Origin of the sequence: Streptomyces sp. SCSIO 30461, assembly GCF_037023745.1 — a bacterium.
Classification (GTDB): Bacteria; Actinomycetota; Actinomycetes; order Streptomycetales; family Streptomycetaceae; genus Streptomyces.
Genome location: NZ_CP146101.1, coordinates 2,470,039 through 2,491,098 on the forward strand (window position 1 = coordinate 2,470,039; position 21,060 = coordinate 2,491,098).

Sequence of the window (21,060 nt, forward strand, 5' to 3'; positions counted from 1 at the left end):
GAAGACGGGGGACTCCCGAGTAGGGGCAAGGCCTTAGGAGTCGCATATGTCTTCCCTCCCCGTCGTGGATAGCCTAGACATTCTCGTCATCGGTGCTGGCATCTCTGGCATCGGCGCCGGCCACTACCTCGTCACCGAGCAGCCCGCGAAGAGTTTCGCGATTCTGGAAGCCCGGGGGGCATGTGGCGGGACATGGGATTTTTTTCGTTACCCAGGCATACGTTCCGACTCCGACCTGTATACGTTCGGTTACGAGTTCAGGCCTTGGCGAGGCCAGGAGTCGATTGCTTCCGCGCCGCGGATCTTGGCCTATCTCCGAGAGACCGTCAAGGAGAACGGCCTGGAGAACCGCATCCGCTACCACCACAGGGTATTGCGCGCCGACTGGTCCGGTGAGGATGCCCGCTGGCTGGTGCAGGTGGAGCGTACCGATACGGGCGAGCGCCTCGTCTTCAGCGCCCAGTGGATCTTCGATGCGGGCGGCTACTACCGGTACGACGAGGGTTTTGTGCCGAATTTCAAGGGGCGGGAGAGGTTCCACGGCCAAATTGTTCATCCACAGTGCTGGCCTGATGACATCGACTTCACTGGCAAGCGGGTGGTGGTGATCGGAAGCGGTGCTACCGCAGTCACTCTCGTACCAGTCATGGCTCGAACAGCTGCGCACGTCACCATGCTGCAACGCACACCAACGTACATCCTTCCACTTCCTGAACGCGACTGGGTCGCTCATCTTCTGATGAGACTATTCGGTGAGGAACGTGGCTACGCTCTGACGCGGAGAAAAAATATAGCTCTGCAGAGCGGACTGTATCGGTGGTGTCGGTGTTTCCCCAAGGCCGCACGGCGCCTGATCCGGAGGATCAACGCAAAGCAGCTCCCTCCGGGGTTTCCGGTGGATGAGCACTTCAACCCGCCGTATGACCCTTGGGAGCAGCGACTGTGCATCGTTCCGGATGGCGATCTGTTTCGTGCAATACGTGATGGATCCGCCTCCGTCGTCACTAGTTGTATTTCCAGAATCACGGAGCGTGGGATTCTATTGGACTCCGGTCAGGAGCTGGAGGCGGACGTCATCGTCACCGCAACGGGGTTCAATCTGCAACTTTTGGGTGGTGTGCAGTTGAGTGTGGAAGGCCGGCAAATTCAGCTCGCCGAAACCGTCGTCTACCGCGGCATGATGCTCAGCGGGGTACCCAACTTCGCCTTCGCGGTTGGCTATCAGAGTAGTTCGTGGACACTGAAGGTCGGCCTGTTGTGCGAGTACTTCTGCAGGCTCGTCTCCTACATGGACGCCAACGGATACGACACCGTATGGCCAGTCGTAGATCCGGACATGCCCAACCAGCCGATGATGCAATTGACTGCCGGCTATGTCCAACGATCCGTCGACCACATGCCCCGGCAAGGCCCTGCGGCGCCGTGGGAAATGTCGAAGGACTACAAGACCGACTGGAAGCTCCTACGCAAGGGCCCCATCACCGACTCAGCCCTCCATTTTTCTTCTCCCGCTGCCCGCGCATCGAGATCAGGCTGCACCGAGGTGCCGGCACCATGAGCACCGACCAATATGCCTACCTCTCCAACGGGATGCACGTCTGCTATCGCGCGCGCGGTAGTCCCAGCGATGAAGCCCTGCTTTTGATCTCCGGACTCGCGGAAGATCTAACCTGCTGGCCCCCGGTATTCCTCGATGGCCTCGTAGAGCGCGGTTTCTAAGTCATCCACTACGACAACCGAGACGTGGGCCGCTCCACCATCATGCGCACCCCGCCACCGAGCACACTAAGGCCAATGCTGAAGAAGATCCAGTACCGCCCGCACCTGCTTGACGGCTGCCTCGCCGAGACCGGCCTGTTCATCGAACCGCCATGACCAACCCGCCCGCTATCGCGAGTTCAACCTCAGTACCAACTGAATGTTTACGCGCCGTGGGTGTGCTTCCTGCGCCACAGATGACGGCCCTCGATCCTGATGATGCAACTTGAAACTGCCCTGACCTGCAGCCCGACAAGATCATCCGACTTTGCAATAGCCTTATCCTAACCCCAGGTGTAGCCTGAAAGTTGCAATGAATTACAGTCTCTTCTTGGGTATTGACGGCAAAAGCCGAGAAGGGGTAATGGATGAGTTCAAGTGAACTGTATCGCAAAATGGCACTGATTCGACCGGATTGGCGGGACGATCCAGACTTCACGTCTTTTCTGCAGCGCTTCCGCCTAACCGGGGAAGAATTGCCGCCGGGGGCGACATCCTCTGAAGCTTCAATAGTAAGGAAGAGTAAGCGCTGGATGGTATCACAGCTCATTCGCCTTACTGAAGGAATCAATGGAGACACCGCCGAGTGTGGAGTGTGGGAAGGCAGCACTTCATGGATTATTTGCTCATTCCTGGCGCACCGTTCGGATCTCAATAAGAGACACCACCTCTTCGACAGCTTCGAAGGTATCAGCGAGCCGGGCTCCTTCGATGGGGAATGTTGGCGAGAGGGGGATTTTCAAGCGAGCCAGGAAGTGGTCGCCGATAACCTCAGTGCCTACCGAGGAATATGCCGGTTCCATAGAGGATGGATCCCGGACCGATTCCCCGACGTGGCATCGCTCACCTTCTCCTTCGTGCACCTAGACGTAGATCTTTACGAGCCCACGAAGGCTAGTTTGGAGTTCTTCTACGACCGACTTAATCCAGGAGGCGTCCTCGTATGTGATGATTATGGCGCAAATCTAACCCCAGGGGCAACAAAAGCCATGGACGAATTCCTTGACGGACGTCCAGAAAGTGTTGTCGCCTGCGACGCGAGCGGCGGATTCCTCATCAAGGGTGTCATGGTGGGGCCGAAGCCGCCGCTCGGTCTCGATCCACCGTCTGATTCCCGGTCTTTTTCTGTAGAGATGAAATGAGAAAGGCACCTGATGGCCCGGCAGCCCAGCGCGAACGTAAGCGGTGCAACATGGCCATGCCATCTCGGCGACAGTAGACCAGGAGCCACTCCGGGCAGTTGCCATATAGACGCCGCGCCGCGCCAGCACTCCCGTCAACGGCTGTCATGTACGCACGCACCGCTTAACTTCGAAGACCCGCGAACGCCGCCAGCGTGGCGCTCCTGGCAGCCCTCTCAAGGACGGCGTCGTGGGAAGACCTGGGTGTCGCGCGATCCGGGGCAGCGACCTGCCGACGGTTCCGACGCCACGAGCGGAGCCATTGCTGAGTGCCGGGTTCGAGGCACGGGCGGCAATTCCCCGGCCGCAGCCACGACATACGGGCGGGAGGGCAGAGCAGCGTGTCCGGGACAGCCATGGGAAAGGCGGAGAAGTGGTGCGAGCAGTGGTCACCGGTGGCGCGGGTTTCGTCGGCTCGCACCTGTCTGAACGACTTTTGTCGCGTGGCGACGACGTCCTTTGCGTGGACAATCTGTCTACCGGCCATGCCAAGAACATCGCATCCCTGCTCGACCACGCCGGATTCCACTTCGTGCGCCAGGACGTATCTGTGGGTCTTGAGATCACCGGCAGGGTCGACGTGGTGTGCCACCTGGCATCCCCCGCCTCACCCCGCGACTACTTGCGGCTGCCGGTAGAGACACTGCTGGTGGGCTCGTACGGCACCCGTAACGCCCTGGAGTTGGCTCGCCGCCACGATGCCGCGTTCCTACTGACGTCCACCTCCGAGGTGTACGGCGATCCCCGGGTACATCCCCAACCCGAGAGCTACTGGGGCAACGTCAACCCGGTCGGCGTGCGCTCCGTCTACGACGAGGCCAAGCGTTTCAGCGAGGCAATGACGATGGCCTACAGGCGCACCCATGGTGTGCGTACCACCATCGTGCGGATCTTCAACGCCTACGGCCCGCGGATGGGCGACGACGGCCGGGCCGTTCCCACTTTCGTCACGCAGGCTCTGGCCGGCCTGCCACTGACGGTCACCGGTGACGGAAGCCAGACCCGTTCGCTGTGCTACGTGGACGACCTGGTGACAGGGCTCGTACTCGCTCTGAAAGCGGGCGTTTCCGGACCGGTCAACCTCGGCAATCCCGAAGAGGTGACCGTGCGCCGACTCGCGCTGGCGATCCGTGAGATTTGCGGATCCTCGAGCCCATTGACCTACGTGCCGCGACCACCGGACGACCCCCAGCAGCGCCGACCGGACATCTCAGCCGCCCGCCGGGATCTGGGCTGGGCTCCTCGCACGCCCCTCACCGACGGCCTCGCGCGCACCGTCTCCTGGTTCCGGAACACCCTGGCGAATACGCCCTGACTGTCCCTTCAGTTGGAGATCAGCGGCTTCGCTGTAGTTCGGGGACTGGTGGGTGGTGGTCGTGCTGTGGGGTGTCCGGCTTCGCGGGCGCGGTTGCGTCGCCGGTGACAGGCGCGGGCGACGGTCTGGTGACAGCGTCGCCACCATGACCAGTGCGGGCCGTGGCGGATCCGCTCGGCCGGGGCGGGCTGGGGTGCTGTCACCGACAGCAGCCGGGCGATTTCATAGGCCGTGAACGCGATGGGGACGGTGCCGGTAGGGCTGGTGGGTTCGGCGAGGTTCCCCCTGTGTGGTGCGCGGGCGCGTCCAGGTTGGTGTGCAGGATCTCCGCGATGCGTTCGGGGCTGGGTGCGGGCTCCGCGTCGTCGCGCAGGGCGGCCGCGGCTTGGACGGCCAGGAAGGCCGCCGCGAGCTGGGCCAGGGTGATGTGCCGGTACCAGCAGTGGAAGGAGCGCGCCTCGTAGTCGGCCATCCCGGCGGCCGACTTCGCGAGCTTGATCGCTTCCTCCACCCGCCAGCGGGCCCCGGGCACACGGACCAGCTCTTCCACGGTGGTCTCGGGCGGGCCCCAGGCCACGTAGTAGTCACGCTGAGTGGGTGTCTCCGGTCGCCGTCGGGCGATGAACCACCGCACCCACGCCCCGTCGCCGGTCTCGGGCGGTCTCGGGGGCGGTCTCGGGGTCGGGGTCGGGGTCGGGGATACGGCGTACCCACCACTGCCAGACGCGGGAGTCGAGCCGGGAGGGGCCGGCCGGCAGGGTGACCCAGTCGTCCTCGGCGGTATGCCGCTCCACCTGCATCGCGGCGTGCCGCCAGCCGGGACGGGGCAGTACCGTGTGGTTGGCCTGCGCATTCACCGCGTAGGGCAGATGGTTCTCCTCCAGGAAGGCGCGGGAGGAGCCGTCGCGTCCGTAGACCTCGTCAGCGGCCACCCACACCCGGCCCTCGGGAAGGTCGGGAACGATGCGGGCGATCATCCGCTCGGCCAGACGGGGCTTGGTGGCGAAACCGACGCTGTCGGGGACATGCGCGGCGCGCAGCGGGCCCGGTCCCCGGCCCATTCCCTGTGCAGGTAGATCTCCCGGTCGACCAGCGCTTGCCCGCGGCCGGTGGCCCAGGCGGCCATCACTCCGATCTGGCACGGGAAGGCCCCGCCGAGCGTGCCGGAGTACTGCCTGGCCACCCCGACCGAGGCCCGGCCCTTCTTGGCGAAGCCGGTCTCGTCGACCACCAGCACTCCCGCTCCGCCGGGCCCGGCGCCCCTCCCGCCGTCGTCCAGGCCGTCGATGACGTAACGGCGGGTGAAAACCCGCAGCTCATCAACGTCCCAGCGCGAGCGGTCCAGCAGATGCCGCTGCCCCCACGGCTCGGCGTCTCCGCCGTACTCGGCCAGCTGTCAGCCGTTCTTGCGTGACACCGGGGAGAGCAGGCCCCGGATGCACCGCGCGGCCCGCAACCGCAGATCAGCCCGCGGGAAGATCCCGCCGACCTCCACCAGCAGGTTCTCCAACTGATCGGAGAACCCCTCGGCCCGCTCCCGGTCCGTGACCTCCGGCAAGATGTCCAGTAACTCCGCCTTCATGAACGGTAGTTACCCGCACGCAGTGATCGTGGAACTACAGCGAAGCCGCTGATCTCCAACTGAAGGGACTGCTACGGCAGCTGTAGATAGCTCTTCCAGAGTTCATCGCGGCTGGTCAGCGCCGTGATGGGGGTGGGTGCGGGCATGCGTACGGCCGTCCCGATCATGACGTGGTGTGACCCAAGATCAGAACGAGACGGCCGCTTCGACGACGATAGACCACGAAGGCCATGGCATCGCGTTCGGGAGCCTGTTGGCCTCGGTAGCTGACTGCTTCGCCCGCTCCGAGACCCGCGAGACGTTCGCCCGGATGACCCGGGGCATGCTGATGGAGCTCGAGGACGTCAACTGCTGGAGCCCGGCCGAAGCGATCGGGGAACGGGGCCCGCACCGCCTGCACCATCTTCTGTCCCGTGCAGTGTGGGACGAGCAGGCGGTGCTCGATCGGACGGCGGCCTGGGCCGTGGACCTGCTCGATGACGGCGACGGGGTCCTGATCGCGGTCGAGACGGGGGACGCGAAGTCCTCAACCGGCGCGGTCGGTGCGGCCCGCCAGTACTCCGGCTCCATCGGCGGAGTCGATCTGTGCCAGGTCGCCGTGCACCTCACCTTCGCCACGCCCCGAGGGCACTGCCTGGCCGACCGGCGCCTGTACTTCACCAGGGAATGGGCCGGCGACGAGGAACGCCGCGAGCTGACCGACGTGCCCGACGAGCTGTGCTTCGCGACCAAGCCCCAGCTCGCGGCGGATATGCTCCGCGCCGCCGTCGGGCCGGGAGCCATACCCGCCTCGTTCTTCTTGGGGGACGAGGTCTACGGAGGGCGGGAGCTGCGTGGCGCCTGCCGCGAGCTGGGCGCCTGGGCTACGTCGTAGGAGTGCGCTCCAATCACCACCGCAGCATCCGGCGTGATCGGCATGTGCTGGCTGCTCCTGCGCCAAGGCCGACTTGACGAAGCGGAAACCCTTGCCGCCCAGACCGCCGACACGGTCGAGCCGAGGCTGTCCAGGGCGACCCCCGACGAATGCGCGGCGTGGGGCTGGCTGGCACTACGGGCTGCGGCTGCCGCAGGCCGCAACAACCGCCCCCAGGAGGCCAGCCACTACCACCGCGTGGCCACCACAGCGGCATCAGCGGTAGGACGGGAGCACACCGGCTCGTTCTTCCGGCACTGGACGACTTTCGGCCCGCTGACCGTCGGCATGAAGGGCGTCGAGGACGCCATGGTCGTCGGGGACGCACGTACCGTCGTCCGCAAGGCCGGCGAGGACACCCTGTCGCCCAAGGCGTGGAAGAGCACAGGGCGGCCGAGCGACGACAACTGGAACCGCCACCGCATGGACGTCGCACGCGCCCACGCCCGCACCGGCGACCTGACCGCGGCCATGGACGAACTGACCGGAGTACGCCGAGCATCCTCCCAGTGGCTCCGACATCAGCACGTGGCCGCCGAGACCATGCAGGAGGTCCTGAAGAAGCGCAAGCGCACCCTCACCGCCGAGATGCGCGACATGGCCTCCTACCTGGGCGTCGTCGGATAGCTACCATGCAGCGCAGCAATTCGTACACCCTGCGTCGCGAACTGTCCTGACTCATACATGAAGTGACAGCCAGTCAGCTCCTACGGTCACCGTGTCCCTATCAGCGACCCAGCCGGGGGTGCACGGTGACCAAACCCAGGAGCGACGCGGACCGCATGGGACGCAGGGAACTGTACGACGCGGCAGCGGGGCTGGCCGGCCCCGCTTACTTCCCTGGGCCACCCTCCCCGGACGGGAACCCCTGCTATCTCAGCACCGACGGCAGGGGCTACCTGTCCACGCTCGCCGACAGCATCGAAGCCATCCAACTCGGCATGGGCGAAGACCTGCTGGAACACGCCCGCGAGGTCTTGGCCCCCGGTGCGCGAGCTCTGTCGGCCACCGAGTATCGCTGGCTCGCCTCCCGACTGGCCGAAGCCCTCACCGACGCGCTCCGGGTGGCCGAATCGCGAGGACAGCGCATCCCGGACCCGCAGGAAGAGGCGTCGCAGCATGCCTGACCCGGCAACCACCGGCACCCCGGTCCGCAGGTGCTACCGCTTCCGCGAGTACCACGTGACCGCCGTCGTGGACCCCATGACTCTGCCCACCTTCGCAACCGTCTGCGTCACCGGCGAAGACCACGACTGCGGCGCCACCTCCGGCGAACTCCACGCCGAGGACGAACTGACCCGCTGGATCGCCGAGCACTGCGCCGAGACCGGCCACGACTTCTACCACCGGACCACCCGCGCCACCCTCCGCGCGGAACCTGGCGCCTGGCAGTAGCGACCCTTCCACCACCCGTACGTCCTGACGGCAGTAGCGACGGCAACAACCACGGTTTTCCACGCACAACCACGGATGCCAGCGGAACGCAAAACCCACTCTGACCAGCGATGAAGCAGATAGAGGGGTACCGCGTAGCACACGTACTATGTGCTGGCGGGGCAGACTCCGATCCTCGTTCACAATTCTGGCCCTTGCGATCCGCCTCTGAACCTGGATCCACAGGGCCGTATTCGATGAGTGCGGCTCTGTGATTTTCGGAGCGGATTCGGGGGCGTTCCTGCTGGCGGGCAGGAGTGGTCGCCGGGTGGCCGTCCCGGTGGCGGGGTCTCCGAGGTCCTTGGTCGTGGGCGGGCAGGCGTCCGGGTGGTCAGGTTCGCAGGCGGTGGCCGACGGCCGTCCACAGGTCGCTGAAGGCCTCTCGCCAGGGCCAGTGCTGCGGCAGGTGCCAGGTCAGGGTGCGTGCTCCGGCTGCCAATCGGGCTGGAACCGCGATGAGTTGGCGGCGGATGGTGCCGGTGCGGGCCCGGGCGTGGAAGGCCGAGGCGAGCGCGCCCAGCGCCCGGGTGAGGTTGTGGGCGAGGGCTGCCAGGGTCAGCCAGGCCGCGTTCGCGGTGAACTTCCCCGAGGGCAGGTGCCCCAGGGCCGAGTCCTCAAGATCGGCGAAGACCTGCTCGACGATCGCGTGGCGGCGGTGATCGGCTTCTGCCTCGACCAGCGGCAGCACCTGGTCGGTGAACACCGCATGGAACCGCCAGACAGTGAACAACTCACCCTGACCGTCCAGGACGTGGGCGTCGTTCAGGCGCTTGACCCGGCGGACCAGCAGCCGGGCGGTGGCGTGGTAGCGCTTGGCCTTGCCGGTGAACGCGGTGTACTCGACCTCGGCGACCTCCGCGTCCGAGATCCACCGCTGCTCGTCCTTGTCCCAGATCGCCTTCGGGTACTTGATCGCCGTCCAGGCGTCCTCGGGAACGGTGGCGATCAGCTCCCGGATCTTCTTGCGCTGCGCGACGGCGAAGGAGAACCGCGCGCCTGCGCGGCGGCAGGCGGCGACGACCTTGTGGGAGAAGAACGCCGAGTCGCCGCGGACCACGATCGTGCCGGTGGCGCCCATCGCCCGCACCGCCTTGATCGCCTCGGCGATCAGCGAGGCCGCGCCCTTGGCGGAGCCGGCCGAGCCCTTGCGCAGGCGGGTGGCCACGATTACCGGCGCGGCCAGCGGAGTGGAGGCGGTGACGATCTGGAAGTGCAGGCCCCTCACCTTGGTGTAGCCGTGCTCGGCGCCCTGCTTGGCCGCCCCGTAGACCTGCTTGACCTTGGAGTCGATGTCCAGGTGCACCACCTGGTCGCCGCCGGGCAGCAGATTGCAGTGTCCGGCGAGGTTGCAGGTGAACGCCCGTGCCGCCGACTCCAGTTGACGCACGTGACCCCAGGAGAACGCCCGCAGAAACGTGCCCAGCGTCGACGGGGCGCGAACTCCGTCGAATGCCCTGGCCACCGCCCCGTGCCGCAGCACATCCGTGTCGTCGATGCTGTCCGCTCCGGCGAGCATCCCCGCCACCAGCGACATCACCTTCGCGCCGACCGCTGCCCCGGCCCCGTTCGCAACACCCTTGAGCCGCACCTTCGTGACAGCCAGGTCCGGCAGGCCGCACCGCTCGGCCAGTCGGACCGCCGGAGCCAGCCCACCGTACGCGAGGAGATTCGGGTCATCGAACGCCGCGAAGGTCGCTGCGACGGTATGGGAAGATTTCACTTACGACGTGCCTTGTCTTGCTGCGGGCTGGAAGCGTAGAGAACTCCCATCCTCGCAGGTCACAGGGCACGTCTTCTTCGTTGGGCTGGCACCGCGCAGGCACCGCTCGGTGGATCCAGGCTGAAGTCGTTGCACCCTGACAGCTCACTCGATAAGAGTTCGCTGGACTTCTGGGGCAAGCAAGACACGGAAGATATCCTCTTTTCCTTGAGGTCAGGGGCGAAGGAGGCGCTGAGAGTGAAGCCGGACGGGACGATCGCGAATGGAAACACTCGGATCAAGGTCCTGCGGGACCGCGGATACGATGTCGATTCCTTGCCTCGCGAACCCTATGGCAGCAGCCAACCAATGACGGACGAGGATTTCTGGGACATGGATCAATGAATATTCGAGATCGAGTGCTTGCGGTCCTGGAGTCGGAGTCCAAGGAAGTGTTCCTGCTGGCCTTGGGGCACCGGCTGGGGATATCGGCGCGCTTCATTTTCTCGGAGGGAAGTTCGGATGCACTGCAACAAGCCCGAGCTTGCAACGAGATGATGATCGCCATCTGGCTGCAAGTGTGGGCCATGAAGGATGCTGAGGGAGATGGCTACCCGGATTCAGAATTCCTTCCGATCCTGCTGGGAAAGGCTGACGCAGGAAACGCGCGTCCGCGTCTTCGTGATGCGATTGAGAGCGCCCTGTTTTCGGTCCACGACAATGGGGCATCAGGCCAGGGATCTATAAGCCAGTAAAGCGTCCCGATAAGAGATCTGAGGGAATCGAGAAGCCCCGTCGGAAGGAAATTCCGGCGGGACTCCTGTGGCGTTTGACGGCAACGCCAGCGGACGACTGCTGCGGTGGGTGGGTCGTCACGGTCGCCGTCGGTCAGGCTGAGGGCGTTGCCCAGGGCGTCGATGGCTTGGCGTTGCAGGCGGAGCCGTACGTGGGCGTAGACGCCGGCGGTGACGCCGATGTGGGCGTGGCCGAGGATTTCCTTGATCACGACGCGGTCAACGCCCTGTTCCAGGAGCAGGGTCGCAGTCGAGTGCCGAAGGTCATGGAAGCGGATGCGGCGGATCCCTGCCCGGCTGAGGAGGCGGCCGAAACGGCGGGTGAGGTTGGCGGGGTCAAGGGGGCTGCCGGTCGGGGTGAAGACGAGCCCGCTGTCCGTCAAGCCTATTCCGGCGGCCTGGCGCTCTTCGTGCTGTCGTTCTTGGTGGCTCTTCAGCGAGTGGATGCACTCGGTGGGGAGGGCGATGCGGCGTTCGACAGCGCGGGTCTTGGTGTGCAGGACGGTCAGGCCGCTGGTGCAGGTGCGTTGGAGGGAGCGGTGGATGCTGGCCGTGCCACCGTCGAGGTCGAGGTCTTCCCAGCGCAGGCCGAGGAGTTCGCCCTTGCGGAGCCCGGTGCGCACGGCGAGTCGGTACAGCGCGTGGAGCCGGTCATCGCTGGCCGCCTGGAGGAACTGCCGGGCCTCAGCCGCGGTAAGGGGCCGGAAGCGTCCGGGGCGGGGCGCGGTGGTCTTGACGTTTCGGGCGACATTGCGCGGCAGTTCGTCCTCGCGGACGGCGTGCTCCAGGGCCGACTTGAGGACCGAATGGACGTAGGTCACCGTCAGCGGCGACAGCGTCTTGGCGCAGCAGTGGCCGATGGCGCAGCAGGAACGCCGGGCCGTATCCCGTTCCTGAGTGCAGCACTGGCAGGTGGTGCGGAGCCCGTCGAGGAAGGCGCGTACGTCGCGTGCGGTGAGCCGCGCGAGCTTCTTCTTGCCGAGGCCGGGGATGCGATGGAGGCGGACGCAGGCCGCGTAGCGAGTGTGGGTGTTCTCGCGGAGCTGGTGAACGGCGACGTTGTTCAACCAGTACGTGAGGTAGTCGCCGACGGTGCTGTCGGCCGCGGCGATGGGGAGGCCGCGCTCAAGGAGTGCGCGTTGCCGTTCATTCGGGTCAGACCGTCGATCTACGAGCACCAGCCCACAGCGCACCCGTATGCCCTGTACAGAGCCGAGAGAGTGGCTCCTGCCCGTGGGAGTTCTCTGGGACTTTCCTGGGACTTCCGGCCGCATCAGGCAGCACGATCGTGAAACAACCGAAAGGGCATTCACGCAGGTCAACGACCTACGTCAGCAAGCCCCCGCAGGTCACCGCGTCCGCTGGTCTCTTCCGCGACATTTGATGCGCGAGTGCCGCCGCACGCCGCCTGACCTGCTACTTAGCGGGGCGGGATGGGGTGCGGCGGCAGCTCTGGGCCTTTGGGCCTGCGGCGGGCTACGGGCCACGCTGCGTGACCGGCACCGGCGCGAACTGCTCCCTGTGCTGCCGGATGCCCGGGCGACGCTGGATGGCGGCGGCACGTCCCGGACCTTGCCGCCCTTGGGGAGCGCGAAGCACAGTTTCGCCCGCACCATCTTGACCTGCCGCCGGACATGCACGACTTCCTTCTCGAAGTCGATGTCGTCCGATGAGAGACCGAGTGCCTCCCTTGGCGGAGCCCGAGACCTGCTCCGATCACGAGGAGGAGCCGGTAGCGATCCGGCAGGGCCTCCCGTACCGCCAAGACCCGTTCGGGCGGCCACGCCTCGACCCTGCCGGGTGCGGCGGGCGGAGGACCGACCGTGCTCGACCGACATGGGTTGCGTCCGAGGCGACGGTCCTCGACTGCGGCTTGGAGGACGCTGGAGAGCGTCGCCCAAACCAGACGGATGGAGGTCGGACCGAGGTCCTTCTCCAGCCGCTTCTTCCAGTGCCGCAGGGCTTCCGCGCCGATGGCGTTGAGCGGCTGAGCACCGAGATTGGGGAGCGATGTGTCTCCGTACCCTCTGCTCGATCCGCTCGATCGTGGACGGGCGGCGACGCCCGCGAAACGCAGGCGATCCGGATGACCGACGCCGACGTCGTCCACTGGCTCACCGACCCGCAGGACCCGGCGAGGAGTGTGCTGACTGTGGGTGAGACGGGTGAACCCATATCCACCCCTCTCGTGCCAGAGTCCTGCGGTCGGGCCACATCCCTAGCATGCGGGCATGACGAGACGCTCCGGCCACGATCCATGGCTCCGTGACGACACCGCGGCCGACCGCGGTTTCGTGGCCGCGCTGTCCCCTGCGCGGATCACCCATGAGGACGGGCAGGTGGTCTGGGACTCCGACGCGTACGCCTTCCTCGACACCCCCGACTGCCCGGACACCGTGCATCCCGGTCTGTGGCGTCAGAGCCAGCTCTGCGCCAAACAGGGCCTTTACGAGGTTACCGAGGGTGTGTATCAGGTCCGCAATCTCGACCTGGCGAACATGACTCTCATCGAGGGCACCGACGGTGTGATCGTCGTCGACCCGCTCATCTCCGCCGAGACGGCCGCGGCCGCACTCGCCCTGTATCGCGCTCATCGAGGCGAGCGCCCCGTCACCGCGGTGATCTACACCCACAGCCACACCGATCACTGCGGCGGAGCGGGCGGTGTACTACCCGACGGCGCTGGTGACGTACCGGTGATCGCCCCGCGCGGATTCGCCGAGCACCTGGTCAGTGAGAACGTCTACGCCGGCCCCGCGATGTCCCGTCGCGCGTCCTACATGTACGGCATTCTGCTGGAGGAGTCCCCCACGGGTCAGGTCGGTTGTGGTCTGGGTATGGCCGTCTCCAAGGGCACCATCACCTTCATTCCGCCCACGCGTGACGTCACCCGAACCGGGCAGGAAGAGGTCATCGACGGCGTCAGGCTCGTGTTCCAGCTCACGCCGGACACCGAGGCCCCGGCGGAGATGAACTTCCTCCTGCCGGAGCGGCGCGCGCTGTGCATGGCCGAGAACGCCACCCACACCATGCACAACGTGCTCACCCTGCGCGGCGCCGAGATCCGCGACGCGCGCCTCTGGGCCCGCTACCTCGACGAGGCACTGAACCTGTTCGCCCCGGAGGCGGACGTCGCCTTCGCCTCCCACCACTGGCCCACCTGGGAGACCGATGCCATCGCCGAGTTCCTCACGGCCCAACGGGACCTGTATGCCTATCTGCACGACCAGACGCTACGTCTGACCAACAAAGGGCTGACCGGTACCGAGATCGCCGAGCAGGTCAGGCTGCCACCGTCGCTCGAGGCCATCCGGTCCGTACGCGGCTACTACGGGTCGGTGAGCCACAACGTCAAAGCGATCTACCAGCGCTACATGGGCTGGTACGACGGCAACCCCGCACATCTGTGGGAGCACCCGCCCGTCGATCTGGCCCGCCGCTACGTCGCCGACTACGGCGGTTCCGCCGCGGTGACGGCTCGCGCCCGGGAGTACGCGGCCCAGGGCGACCTGCGCTTCGCCGCCACGCTTCTCAACCACGCGGTCTTCGCCGAACCGGACTGCGTCGAAGCGCGGGAAGCCCTGGCCTCCGTCTACCAACGGCTCGGCCAGGGCGCCGAGAACGCCACCTGGCGCAACATCTACCTCACCGGCGCCCTGGAACTGATCTGCCGTCCCGCCCCCGTCACCCTCCACTCCCGGATGGCTGCAGCCCTGACCGTCGACCAGATCCTCGACACCATGGCTGTCCGCGTCGACGGCCCCCGAGCCTGGGACGAACACCTGGTGCTGGACCTGCGGGTGACGGATGAGCAGCAGACGTGGCGCCTGACGCTCTCCCACGGCGCCCTCACCCACCGCAGCACACCGCCCGGCCAGCCGCCCGCCGGCGACGCACACACCACCCTCACCCTGACCAGACTCCAACTCCTCGCACTCGCCAACGGTGCCCAGGAAGATATTCCCACCCAGGGCGATCCCGGTGCACTCCGGCGCCTCCTGGGGCTCCTGGACACCCCGAACCCCCACTTCGACATCGTCACCCCCTGACCCCCAAGGCGACGCTCTCACCATGCTCGGGAAGCGTCCCGGTCTCGTCGGGCCACTGAAGGGCCTGATGGTGCTGCTTACCGCCGTCGCAGGCTGGGTGGACGCCGCCGCGTACACGGGGCCCAGCCGGGTCTTCGTCGCGAACCAGACCGGCAATGCCGTGTTCCTCGCCGCCCGCCTCACCGAACGCTCTCTGCACCACCCGGACCTGGGGCGGGCAGTGGCCGATACAAGCGGCCCGCTGGCCTCGATCTGCGGATTCTGCGCCGGAGTCCTTCTGGCGGCCGTGCTCGGCCACCAGAGCCTTCGGGGGCTCGGCAGGGCATGGCGGGCGCTGGCGGCCAGCCGCTGGTTCCTGCTCGTCGTGGAAGCGGCCCTGCTCGTGGCCGCCGCAGCCACCGCCGCTCCCCATCAGGTGCCCGTGCTGCTCATCGCGGCCGCCATGGGAGTACAGAGCCTCTACGCGGCGCGGATCGCTCTGCAAGGGGTGTCAACGACGACCCTGACCAGCACCCTGGTCGCCTTGATCACCCGTGCTGTCCAGGACCGCGGACGAGCCGCCCGTCGTGGTGTGCGGCTGCTCTCCCTGGTCTTCCTCGCCTACATGCTGGGGGCCGCGGGAGGTGCTGCCGTAACGCTGACCTGGTCGTACTCCACCGCTCATGCGATCGCCGCCGTCGCGCTGACGGCCGCAGCAGCCACTATCGTGCACGCCGACCTGTCCGGACGGGGGACGATCGACGACACCTCGGGGTGAGAAGCTGTTGTCTTTCCGGACTTGAGGGCTGCGTTTCCGCTGGTCGGGCGTAGGGTCGGAGATCCCGTGGGAGTAGTGGCCTGTCGTGCTGTCGCTCCCCGGGAGGTCGTGGATGCCGTCGGTGGTTGGGATGTTGGAACAGCGTGAGCTGGGTGCTCGTCGTCGCATGGACGAGCTGCGTGAGGAGGCCGATCGCATCCAGGCTGAGTTGGCCGTGGCCGAGCTGGAATGGCAGGAGTGGGTGATCGCCCGCAGGCGGGTCGATACGGTGCTGGCTCCGGACGGCGGCGACATCGCCGACACGGAGATCACCCCGGATGTGCGGGATGCGGACACGCCGTCGGCGCCCCGGGATGCGGTGAAGCCGAAGTCGCAGGTGCCGGTGTGGCGTGAGGGGCTGTCCTGGTCGGTGCTGTCGTTGGACTACCAGCGCATCCTGCAGGTGCTCGCGGACCGAGCCCGGCTCGGTCAAGGGCTGTTGACCTGCCAGGAGATGGCCGCAGCGTTCGGCATGGACGTGGTGCCGGCGCGGGTGGAGGCACTGCGGTCGAAGGCGAAACGCCTGGTCGCGCGCGGCTGGCTGGCCGAGCCCGCGCCGGGCCGGTTCACGCTGGCTGCGGGCGTGAGCGGGCCAGGCGGCGCGTCATGAGCAACGTCATCGACCAGTAGACCATCGCCTCGGCGCTGGTGGTGCGGCGTTCAAAGTCGCGCGCCAGGCGGCGGGTGCGCATCAGGTGGGCGAAGAACCGCTCGACGATCCACCGCTTGGGCAGCACCACGAACCCTTTCTGGTCGTCGCTGCGTTTGACGATGGCCAGGATCAGCGCGAGCGTGGCCAGGCAGTACTCGACGAGGCTGCCGGTGTAGCCGCCGTCGGCCCAAACCAGGGCGAGCCGATGGTGCGCGTCGGCCACCTGCTCAAGCAGGACCTGGGCGGCGGTGCGGTCGCCGGTGTCCACGGCGGTGACCATCACGCCCAGCAGCAGACCGAGCGTGTCGACCACGACATGCCGCTTGCGCCCGTTGATCAGCTTGCCGCCGTCGAACCCGCGGCTGTCCGACCCGACGACGGCGTCCGCCTTGACGGACTGCGAGTCGATCACACCGGCTGTCGGCTCCGCGTCACGCCCCTGCCTCTCGCGGACCTTGGCGCGCAGCCGGTCGTGGAACTCCTTGACCATGCCGTGGTCGCGCCAGCGGCGGAAGAACGCATATACCCGGTCCCACGGCGGGAAATCCGCCGGCATCGCCCGCCACTTGATGCCATTGTCGACCAGGTAGCGAATGGCATCGAGTACCACCCGGTGGCAATACGCCTCCGGCTGGCCACCCCGACCGCGCATCCAGCCAGGCACCGGCAGCAACGGCCGGACCGCTGCCCACTCCACGTCCGTCATGTCCGTCGGATAACGCGGCTGCCGCGTCCCGTTGTCGGCGGCGTTTCCGAACCGGTGAGCCAAGCAGTCACACTCAGGGCGACCGAACTGGACTGCCCGGCCATCGACACGGAACACTGCGGCACCAGGGCCTCCTGATGTTGCTCGGTGATTCGACACCAACGAGCTGTTCAGGAGGCCCTGCTCGTATGCACCGAGTACCCCGCGACCACCCAATCGGGACTCCCGTTCGATCGACAAACCCCAAGATCGGTACGACAACAGCTACTCAGCTTCCCTGGCCAGATCTCAGAGTGCGGTTCGCGCCGTGATGCCTGTTTCGCGATGAGGTCTGGGTGAGGTGCCCTGCTCGGTAGGGTGGGCTGGTGCTCAAGGGTGGGGCTGTGTGAACAGGCCGGTCTCGGGTTCGGTGAGGATGCCGCGGGCGACCAGGCGTTTCAGCTTGGACCGGATGCCCTCGGTGTTCTTCGGCAGGATCGGCAGGTCGAGGGCCTCGCAGATGTCGCGGGCCCGCATCGGATGGCCGGTGTCGGCGAGGGTCGTGAGAATCTGCTGGTAGGCGGGGTGTTCTGGCACCTCGGCGCGGAGTGGGTCGTCGACCGGTGCCGGTGCGGGGAGGCTGAGGAGGGTCTTGCGGGTGATCTGCAGATGCTCGCTCTCGGTTTCGAACTCGCGTAGGCGTGTGGTGAGTTCGGCGATCTGGTCCCGGAGTCGGCCAGCCTGCCCGGCGACCTCGCTCTCCCGGGCCTCGACGTGGGCCAGTACGGCCTTGAACTGGGGGATCTCGCTCACGCGTTCCTCCAGGAGGGAAGGGTGGTGCCGGTGAGGCGGCGGCCATGACCGACGTCATCGCCCAGAACACCCGCGAGCGGGAGGAGGCGAGCCGGTGTTCGTAGTCACGCACGAGACGGCGGTAGAACATCAGGATCCCGTTCGTCTGCTCCACGATCCACCGCTTGGCCTGCGGGACGAAGCCTTTGTCGGCCGGGTTGCGCTCGACGATCTCGACGTCTATGCCCAGGGTCTTGCCGTGGTCGACGACGCTCTTCTTGAAGCCCTGGTCGACCAGGGCTTTGCGCACGGTGTCGGTCTGCGCGGCCACGCCGTCCAGGAGGGCGATGCCGGCGGTGTTGTCGTGCGCGGACGCCGGCAGGGCGACGGCCTCGACGACGAGGCCCAGCACGTCCACGGCCAGGCATCTCTTCCTGCCCGGCACCTTCTTCGAGGCGTCCTTGCCCGTCGTACCGGCCGGGACACCGACAGCCGCGTGGATACTCTGGGTGTCCAGGACCACCAGGCTCGGGTCGGCTAATCGCTTCCGGCTCTCGCGCAGATGCCAGCGCAGGAGGTCGTGAACGGTCTGGTCGGTGCCGTCCTCGCGCCAGGCGGCGAAGTAGTAGTACGTCGCGCTCTTCGGCGGCAGATCGTGCGGCAGGTACTGCCACTGACAGCCGGTGCGGTTCTGGTAGAGGATCGCGTTGACGATCTCCCGCATCGCGTATCTACCCTGGTGACCGGTGGCCGAGGGGTGCTCGGCCTTCCAGGCACTGATCACGGGCTCGACCAACTGCCACTGTTCGTCGGTGAGATCACTCGGGTACGGCTTGCGGTCACTCATCCGGCCACCCAAGCGAACCCCGAACGCCTGACCGGCAGACATGCTCCAACGTCACCCCATCGAGCGACACCAAACCCGGCATCACGGCGCGAACCGCACTCTCAGACCAACCAGCCATCGTGTGGCCATTTGGCCACGTACCTGAGACGCGCACTTCAGAAGCGTCACTCGTTCGAGTGCCGCCAGGTCTGAGCGCTTCCAGGCACCCCATCATCGTAGAACGCTGGGCCTGTAGGCGCGCGTCTTGGCTGTGAGGGGGCGTATGGACCTGTCCGATGCGGCTGTGAGCATCCGCCTTCCGGATGGCAGCGTCCTCGAAGATGAGCCTTGGTCTGCCGCGTCCGTCTCGCGCCTGCAGACAGCCGCCCCGTGGCGGCCCTTTCGTTGGTATCAGGGGCAGAAGCACTATTCCGGCACCTACTGGTCTTCCACGATGCGCGACCACGTGGTCTACGAGTCCCGTCTCGAACTCGCCCGGCTCTTGTACGCCGATTTCGATCACCTCGTGTGGCACATCGTTGCCCAGCCATTCCTTTTGAAGGCGGTGGTCGACGGCGAGATCCGCAGGCACGTGCCGGACTTCCTCCTGCTGACCACCAGCGGTCCGGTGATCGTCGACGTGAAACCCCAAAGCCGGCGGGAACTGCCGGCTGTCGTGGCGACGAGTGGCTGGACACGGGAGCTCGCTGACGCCCACGGCTGGAGCTACGAGCTCCCGTGGCGCACCCTGCTACATGGAGTTCGTCCGCACCACATCCTTGCAGCTCCCCGACCTTCCCGGCCGGAAGCGGCCCTTGTGCGAGAAGGCACGCCACCGACGACGGGTGGCTGCGGTCGGCCCGGGAAAAGCCGTATCGGGCCTTCCCCGGGCCGGGCCCGTTGACCACGATGGCCAGAGACCTGTGCGCATGTGGAAGCTCTGGGCAGACAAACGGCTCCCGCACGCCCTCCACGTGCCGAACAGCCCGAACTCCGCTGAACGGTCACGTCGAAGTCAGGCTGGTGGGTCGGGGCTTAGTACACCGTTCCGTCGGCGCGCTGGCCGGGCGAGCGGGTCAGTGAGCTGATGGTGTCGTGCTTGACCCAGCCGCCGGTCGCCGAGCCGTCGGGGCTCCGGTTGAGGGACACCCCGTCGGAGTTCGCCTGGCTCGAGGAGTAGGTCATCGACTGGACCGTCGCTCCGGCCGAATCGCGCAGGATGACCTGGTCACCGCTGTTGGACAGGTTGAGGCCGCCGGTGCTGGCTGCCACCCCCACGATGCCAGCCGGGATCGCGGAGCTGGCGCCGAACACGGTGATGGCCTTGCCGGGTTGCAGCGTCGTGCCGGCCGCGAAAGTGTGTCGCGCTGCCGACCCGTCCTGGACGGTCCAGCCGGCGATGCTGGCGGCCGTGCCACCGGTGTTCACGATCTCGATGGCCTCGCCGGCGGTGCTGCTGCCGGGTTCGTTGGCCAGCACCTCGTTGATGATGACGTTGGCGGGTCCGCCGCCACCGCCGGGGACGAAGTTGTAGCGGGCCAGTACCGGGTAGTGGTCGCTGGTCGTCGTCGCGTAGTTCGGTACATAGGGCTGGGGCTGGAAGGCGGTCGCCGAGCCGGCGACGTATTTCGCCTGCACCTCGTTGGTGGTGAGCTGGTGGTCGATGAAGTCCGGGTAGCTGGTCGTCGATGCCACGCCGGCGAGCGACAGGGCGCGCGTCGGGAACGTGTAGCGGGCCGTGTCGTTGACGAAGTTGGCGTAGGGCGATGCCTTCTCGGGTGTGATGGAGGTGTCGACGTCGTCGTTCCAGTCACCGATGACGAAGACGTTCTGCGCGGGGTGGGTCGTGTCGAGGTAGGACTTGAGGGCCTGCGACGCGGGGTTGCGCAGGTTCCACGCGTCCTGGGTGGAGCCTGCCTTCGCGTGCAGGACGATGAAGACGAGGTCCCGGGTGACACCGTCGAACGTGCCGCGCAGCGTGAACTCCACCGGCGGGCGGCCGGCGAAGTTGCTGTTCTGGCCGGTCAGGATGACCTTCGCGCTCACCAGGGTGGCCATGCTGGAGCGCCAGACGAGGGCGACCTTCTGTTCGGTGTCGCCGAAGTCCGAGTAGTACTGCGCGCCGTTCGTCACGATCGGGTCGTTGGCCACGACCCCGGTGTACCCGGGCATGCCGGCCACGAGTGTGTCGAACGCCGAGGTGCTGACGACCTCGGACAGGCCCCACACGTCCATGTCCGCGCCCGCCATGACGTCGCGGACGTTCTGCTGCTGCAGCGCCTCGTCGGTCGGGCCGAGGTCCGGCGCACCGAACCACTCGACGTTCCAGTTGCCGACGTCGAGGTGCGTCGGGGATCCCTGCGACGGAACCGTGGCGGCGGCTTTCGCCGCGGGGGCGGTGGTGAGCGTTGCCAGCGTCACGGCGGCGGCCAGGAAGGCGGCGCCGAGCGCGGCGGTACGGCGTGGGCGTCTGGAAGGTATGTGACGAGGTGACATGGGGGGCCTTTCGCGAGCGGTTGCGGACGGTTCGCGGAGCACCGCACCGGGGGGTGCGGGGGGAACACTCCGTGGCGGCAGGACAGTT

Annotated in this window: 19 protein-coding genes and 2 pseudogenes; 11 read left to right on the forward strand and 10 right to left on the reverse strand. The window is 66.7% G+C overall.

The annotated features are described in order from the left end of the window. Positions 1-46 precede the first annotated feature (46 nt). The 3 genes from V1460_RS11000 (at position 47) to V1460_RS11010 (ending at position 4,254) form a co-directional block, all read left to right on the forward strand. A complete protein-coding gene (locus tag V1460_RS11000) occupies positions 47-1,558 on the forward strand; it encodes an NAD(P)/FAD-dependent oxidoreductase (RefSeq protein WP_338673566.1) in 1,512 nt (503 codons plus the stop codon). A 568-nt stretch (positions 1,559-2,126) separates the two neighbouring features. Continuing rightward, positions 2,127-2,900, forward strand: coding sequence for a TylF/MycF/NovP-related O-methyltransferase (locus V1460_RS11005; RefSeq protein WP_338673567.1), 774 nt, complete (start codon positions 2,127-2,129; stop codon positions 2,898-2,900). A gap of 415 nt (positions 2,901-3,315) precedes the next feature. Further along, positions 3,316-4,254 carry a UDP-glucuronic acid decarboxylase family protein gene (locus tag V1460_RS11010; protein ID WP_407077606.1) on the forward strand — a complete coding sequence of 313 codons (939 nt, stop codon included), beginning with the start codon at positions 3,316-3,318 and terminating at the stop codon, positions 4,252-4,254. Positions 4,255-4,453: 199 nt separating this feature from the next. Here the strand turns inward: V1460_RS11010 and V1460_RS11015 are convergent, their stop codons facing one another. The 4 genes from V1460_RS11015 to V1460_RS11030 are packed head-to-tail and all read right to left on the reverse strand — an operon-like array spanning position 4,454 to position 5,836. Next, a complete protein-coding gene (locus V1460_RS11015) occupies positions 4,454-4,888 on the reverse strand; it encodes a hypothetical protein (RefSeq protein ID WP_338678385.1) in 435 nt (144 codons plus the stop codon). Then, entirely contained in the window at positions 4,839-5,315 is a 477-nt protein-coding gene (locus V1460_RS11020; RefSeq protein WP_338673569.1) for a transposase, read from the reverse strand. The genes V1460_RS11015 and V1460_RS11020 overlap by 50 nt, the downstream gene beginning before the upstream one ends. Further along, complete coding sequence (locus V1460_RS36265) at positions 5,228-5,647, reverse strand: transposase (RefSeq protein WP_407077607.1); 420 nt, start codon at positions 5,645-5,647, stop codon at positions 5,228-5,230. The genes V1460_RS11020 and V1460_RS36265 overlap by 88 nt, the downstream gene beginning before the upstream one ends. A gap of 3 nt (positions 5,648-5,650) precedes the next feature. Further along, entirely contained in the window at positions 5,651-5,836 is a 186-nt protein-coding gene (locus V1460_RS11030; protein WP_338673571.1) for a hypothetical protein, read from the reverse strand. Between the two features lie 175 nt (positions 5,837-6,011). Between V1460_RS11030 and V1460_RS11035 the strand changes: the two genes are divergently transcribed. The 4 genes from V1460_RS11035 (at position 6,012) to V1460_RS11050 (ending at position 8,144) form a co-directional block, all read left to right on the forward strand. After that, on the forward strand, positions 6,012-6,710 hold the full coding sequence (locus V1460_RS11035; protein ID WP_338673572.1) for a transposase: 699 nt from the start codon (positions 6,012-6,014) through the stop codon (positions 6,708-6,710). 42 nt (positions 6,711-6,752) lie between these two features. Next, positions 6,753-7,376 (forward strand): hypothetical protein, encoded by a 624-nt coding sequence (locus V1460_RS11040; protein ID WP_338673573.1) that lies wholly within the window; start codon positions 6,753-6,755, stop codon positions 7,374-7,376. 155 nt (positions 7,377-7,531) lie between these two features. Further along, positions 7,532-7,876 carry a hypothetical protein gene (locus V1460_RS11045; protein ID WP_338673574.1) on the forward strand — a complete coding sequence of 115 codons (345 nt, stop codon included), beginning with the start codon at positions 7,532-7,534 and terminating at the stop codon, positions 7,874-7,876. Then, positions 7,869-8,144 (forward strand): hypothetical protein, encoded by a 276-nt coding sequence (locus V1460_RS11050; RefSeq protein ID WP_338673575.1) that lies wholly within the window; start codon positions 7,869-7,871, stop codon positions 8,142-8,144. The genes V1460_RS11045 and V1460_RS11050 overlap by 8 nt, the downstream gene beginning before the upstream one ends. A gap of 370 nt (positions 8,145-8,514) precedes the next feature. On the opposite strand, the gene V1460_RS11055 is transcribed toward V1460_RS11050, so the two are convergent. Together V1460_RS11055 and V1460_RS11060 are read right to left on the reverse strand one after the other, a co-directional pair. After that, positions 8,515-9,903 (reverse strand): IS1380 family transposase, encoded by a 1,389-nt coding sequence (locus V1460_RS11055; protein WP_338673281.1) that lies wholly within the window; start codon positions 9,901-9,903, stop codon positions 8,515-8,517. An 823-nt stretch (positions 9,904-10,726) separates the two neighbouring features. Continuing rightward, positions 10,727-11,812 (reverse strand): annotated as a pseudogene (locus tag V1460_RS11060) (tyrosine-type recombinase/integrase); the annotation flags it as partial. 1,095 nt (positions 11,813-12,907) lie between these two features. Between V1460_RS11060 and V1460_RS11065 the strand changes: the two are divergent. The 3 genes from V1460_RS11065 (at position 12,908) to V1460_RS11075 (ending at position 16,131) form a co-directional block, all read left to right on the forward strand. Next, positions 12,908-14,725 (forward strand): alkyl sulfatase dimerization domain-containing protein, encoded by a 1,818-nt coding sequence (locus V1460_RS11065; protein WP_338673576.1) that lies wholly within the window; start codon positions 12,908-12,910, stop codon positions 14,723-14,725. 22 nt (positions 14,726-14,747) lie between these two features. After that, the gene (locus V1460_RS11070; RefSeq protein ID WP_338673577.1) at positions 14,748-15,482 is read left to right on the forward strand and encodes a YoaK family protein; all 735 of its coding nucleotides are present in this window, start codon (positions 14,748-14,750) and stop codon (positions 15,480-15,482) included. Between the two features lie 112 nt (positions 15,483-15,594). Then, on the forward strand, positions 15,595-16,131 hold the full coding sequence (locus V1460_RS11075) for a hypothetical protein (RefSeq protein WP_338677994.1): 537 nt from the start codon (positions 15,595-15,597) through the stop codon (positions 16,129-16,131). Here the strand turns inward: V1460_RS11075 and V1460_RS11080 are convergent. The 3 genes and pseudogenes from V1460_RS11080 to V1460_RS11090 all read right to left on the reverse strand — a co-directional run bounded on the left by V1460_RS11080 (position 16,088) and on the right by V1460_RS11090 (position 18,497). After that, positions 16,088-16,879: an IS5 family transposase gene (locus V1460_RS11080; protein ID WP_338673578.1), complete on the reverse strand. Its 792-nt coding sequence runs from the start codon at positions 16,877-16,879 to the stop codon at positions 16,088-16,090. The genes V1460_RS11075 and V1460_RS11080 overlap by 44 nt on opposite strands. A 369-nt stretch (positions 16,880-17,248) precedes the next feature. Beyond that, a complete protein-coding gene (locus tag V1460_RS11085) occupies positions 17,249-17,671 on the reverse strand; it encodes a hypothetical protein (RefSeq protein WP_338673579.1) in 423 nt (140 codons plus the stop codon). Further along, positions 17,668-18,497, reverse strand: a pseudogene (locus V1460_RS11090) (IS5 family transposase). Before V1460_RS11090 ends, V1460_RS11085 begins: the two are co-directional and overlap by 4 nt. Positions 18,498-18,759: 262 nt before the next feature. Between V1460_RS11090 and V1460_RS11095 the strand changes: the two are divergent. Continuing rightward, positions 18,760-19,380 carry a TnsA-like heteromeric transposase endonuclease subunit gene (locus V1460_RS11095; protein WP_338673580.1) on the forward strand — a complete coding sequence of 207 codons (621 nt, stop codon included), beginning with the start codon at positions 18,760-18,762 and terminating at the stop codon, positions 19,378-19,380. 131 nt (positions 19,381-19,511) lie between these two features. On the opposite strand, the gene V1460_RS11100 is transcribed toward V1460_RS11095, so the two are convergent. Beyond that, positions 19,512-20,972 carry a lamin tail domain-containing protein gene (locus tag V1460_RS11100; RefSeq protein ID WP_338673581.1) on the reverse strand — a complete coding sequence of 487 codons (1,461 nt, stop codon included), beginning with the start codon at positions 20,970-20,972 and terminating at the stop codon, positions 19,512-19,514. Between the last annotated feature and the right edge of the window lie 88 nt (positions 20,973-21,060).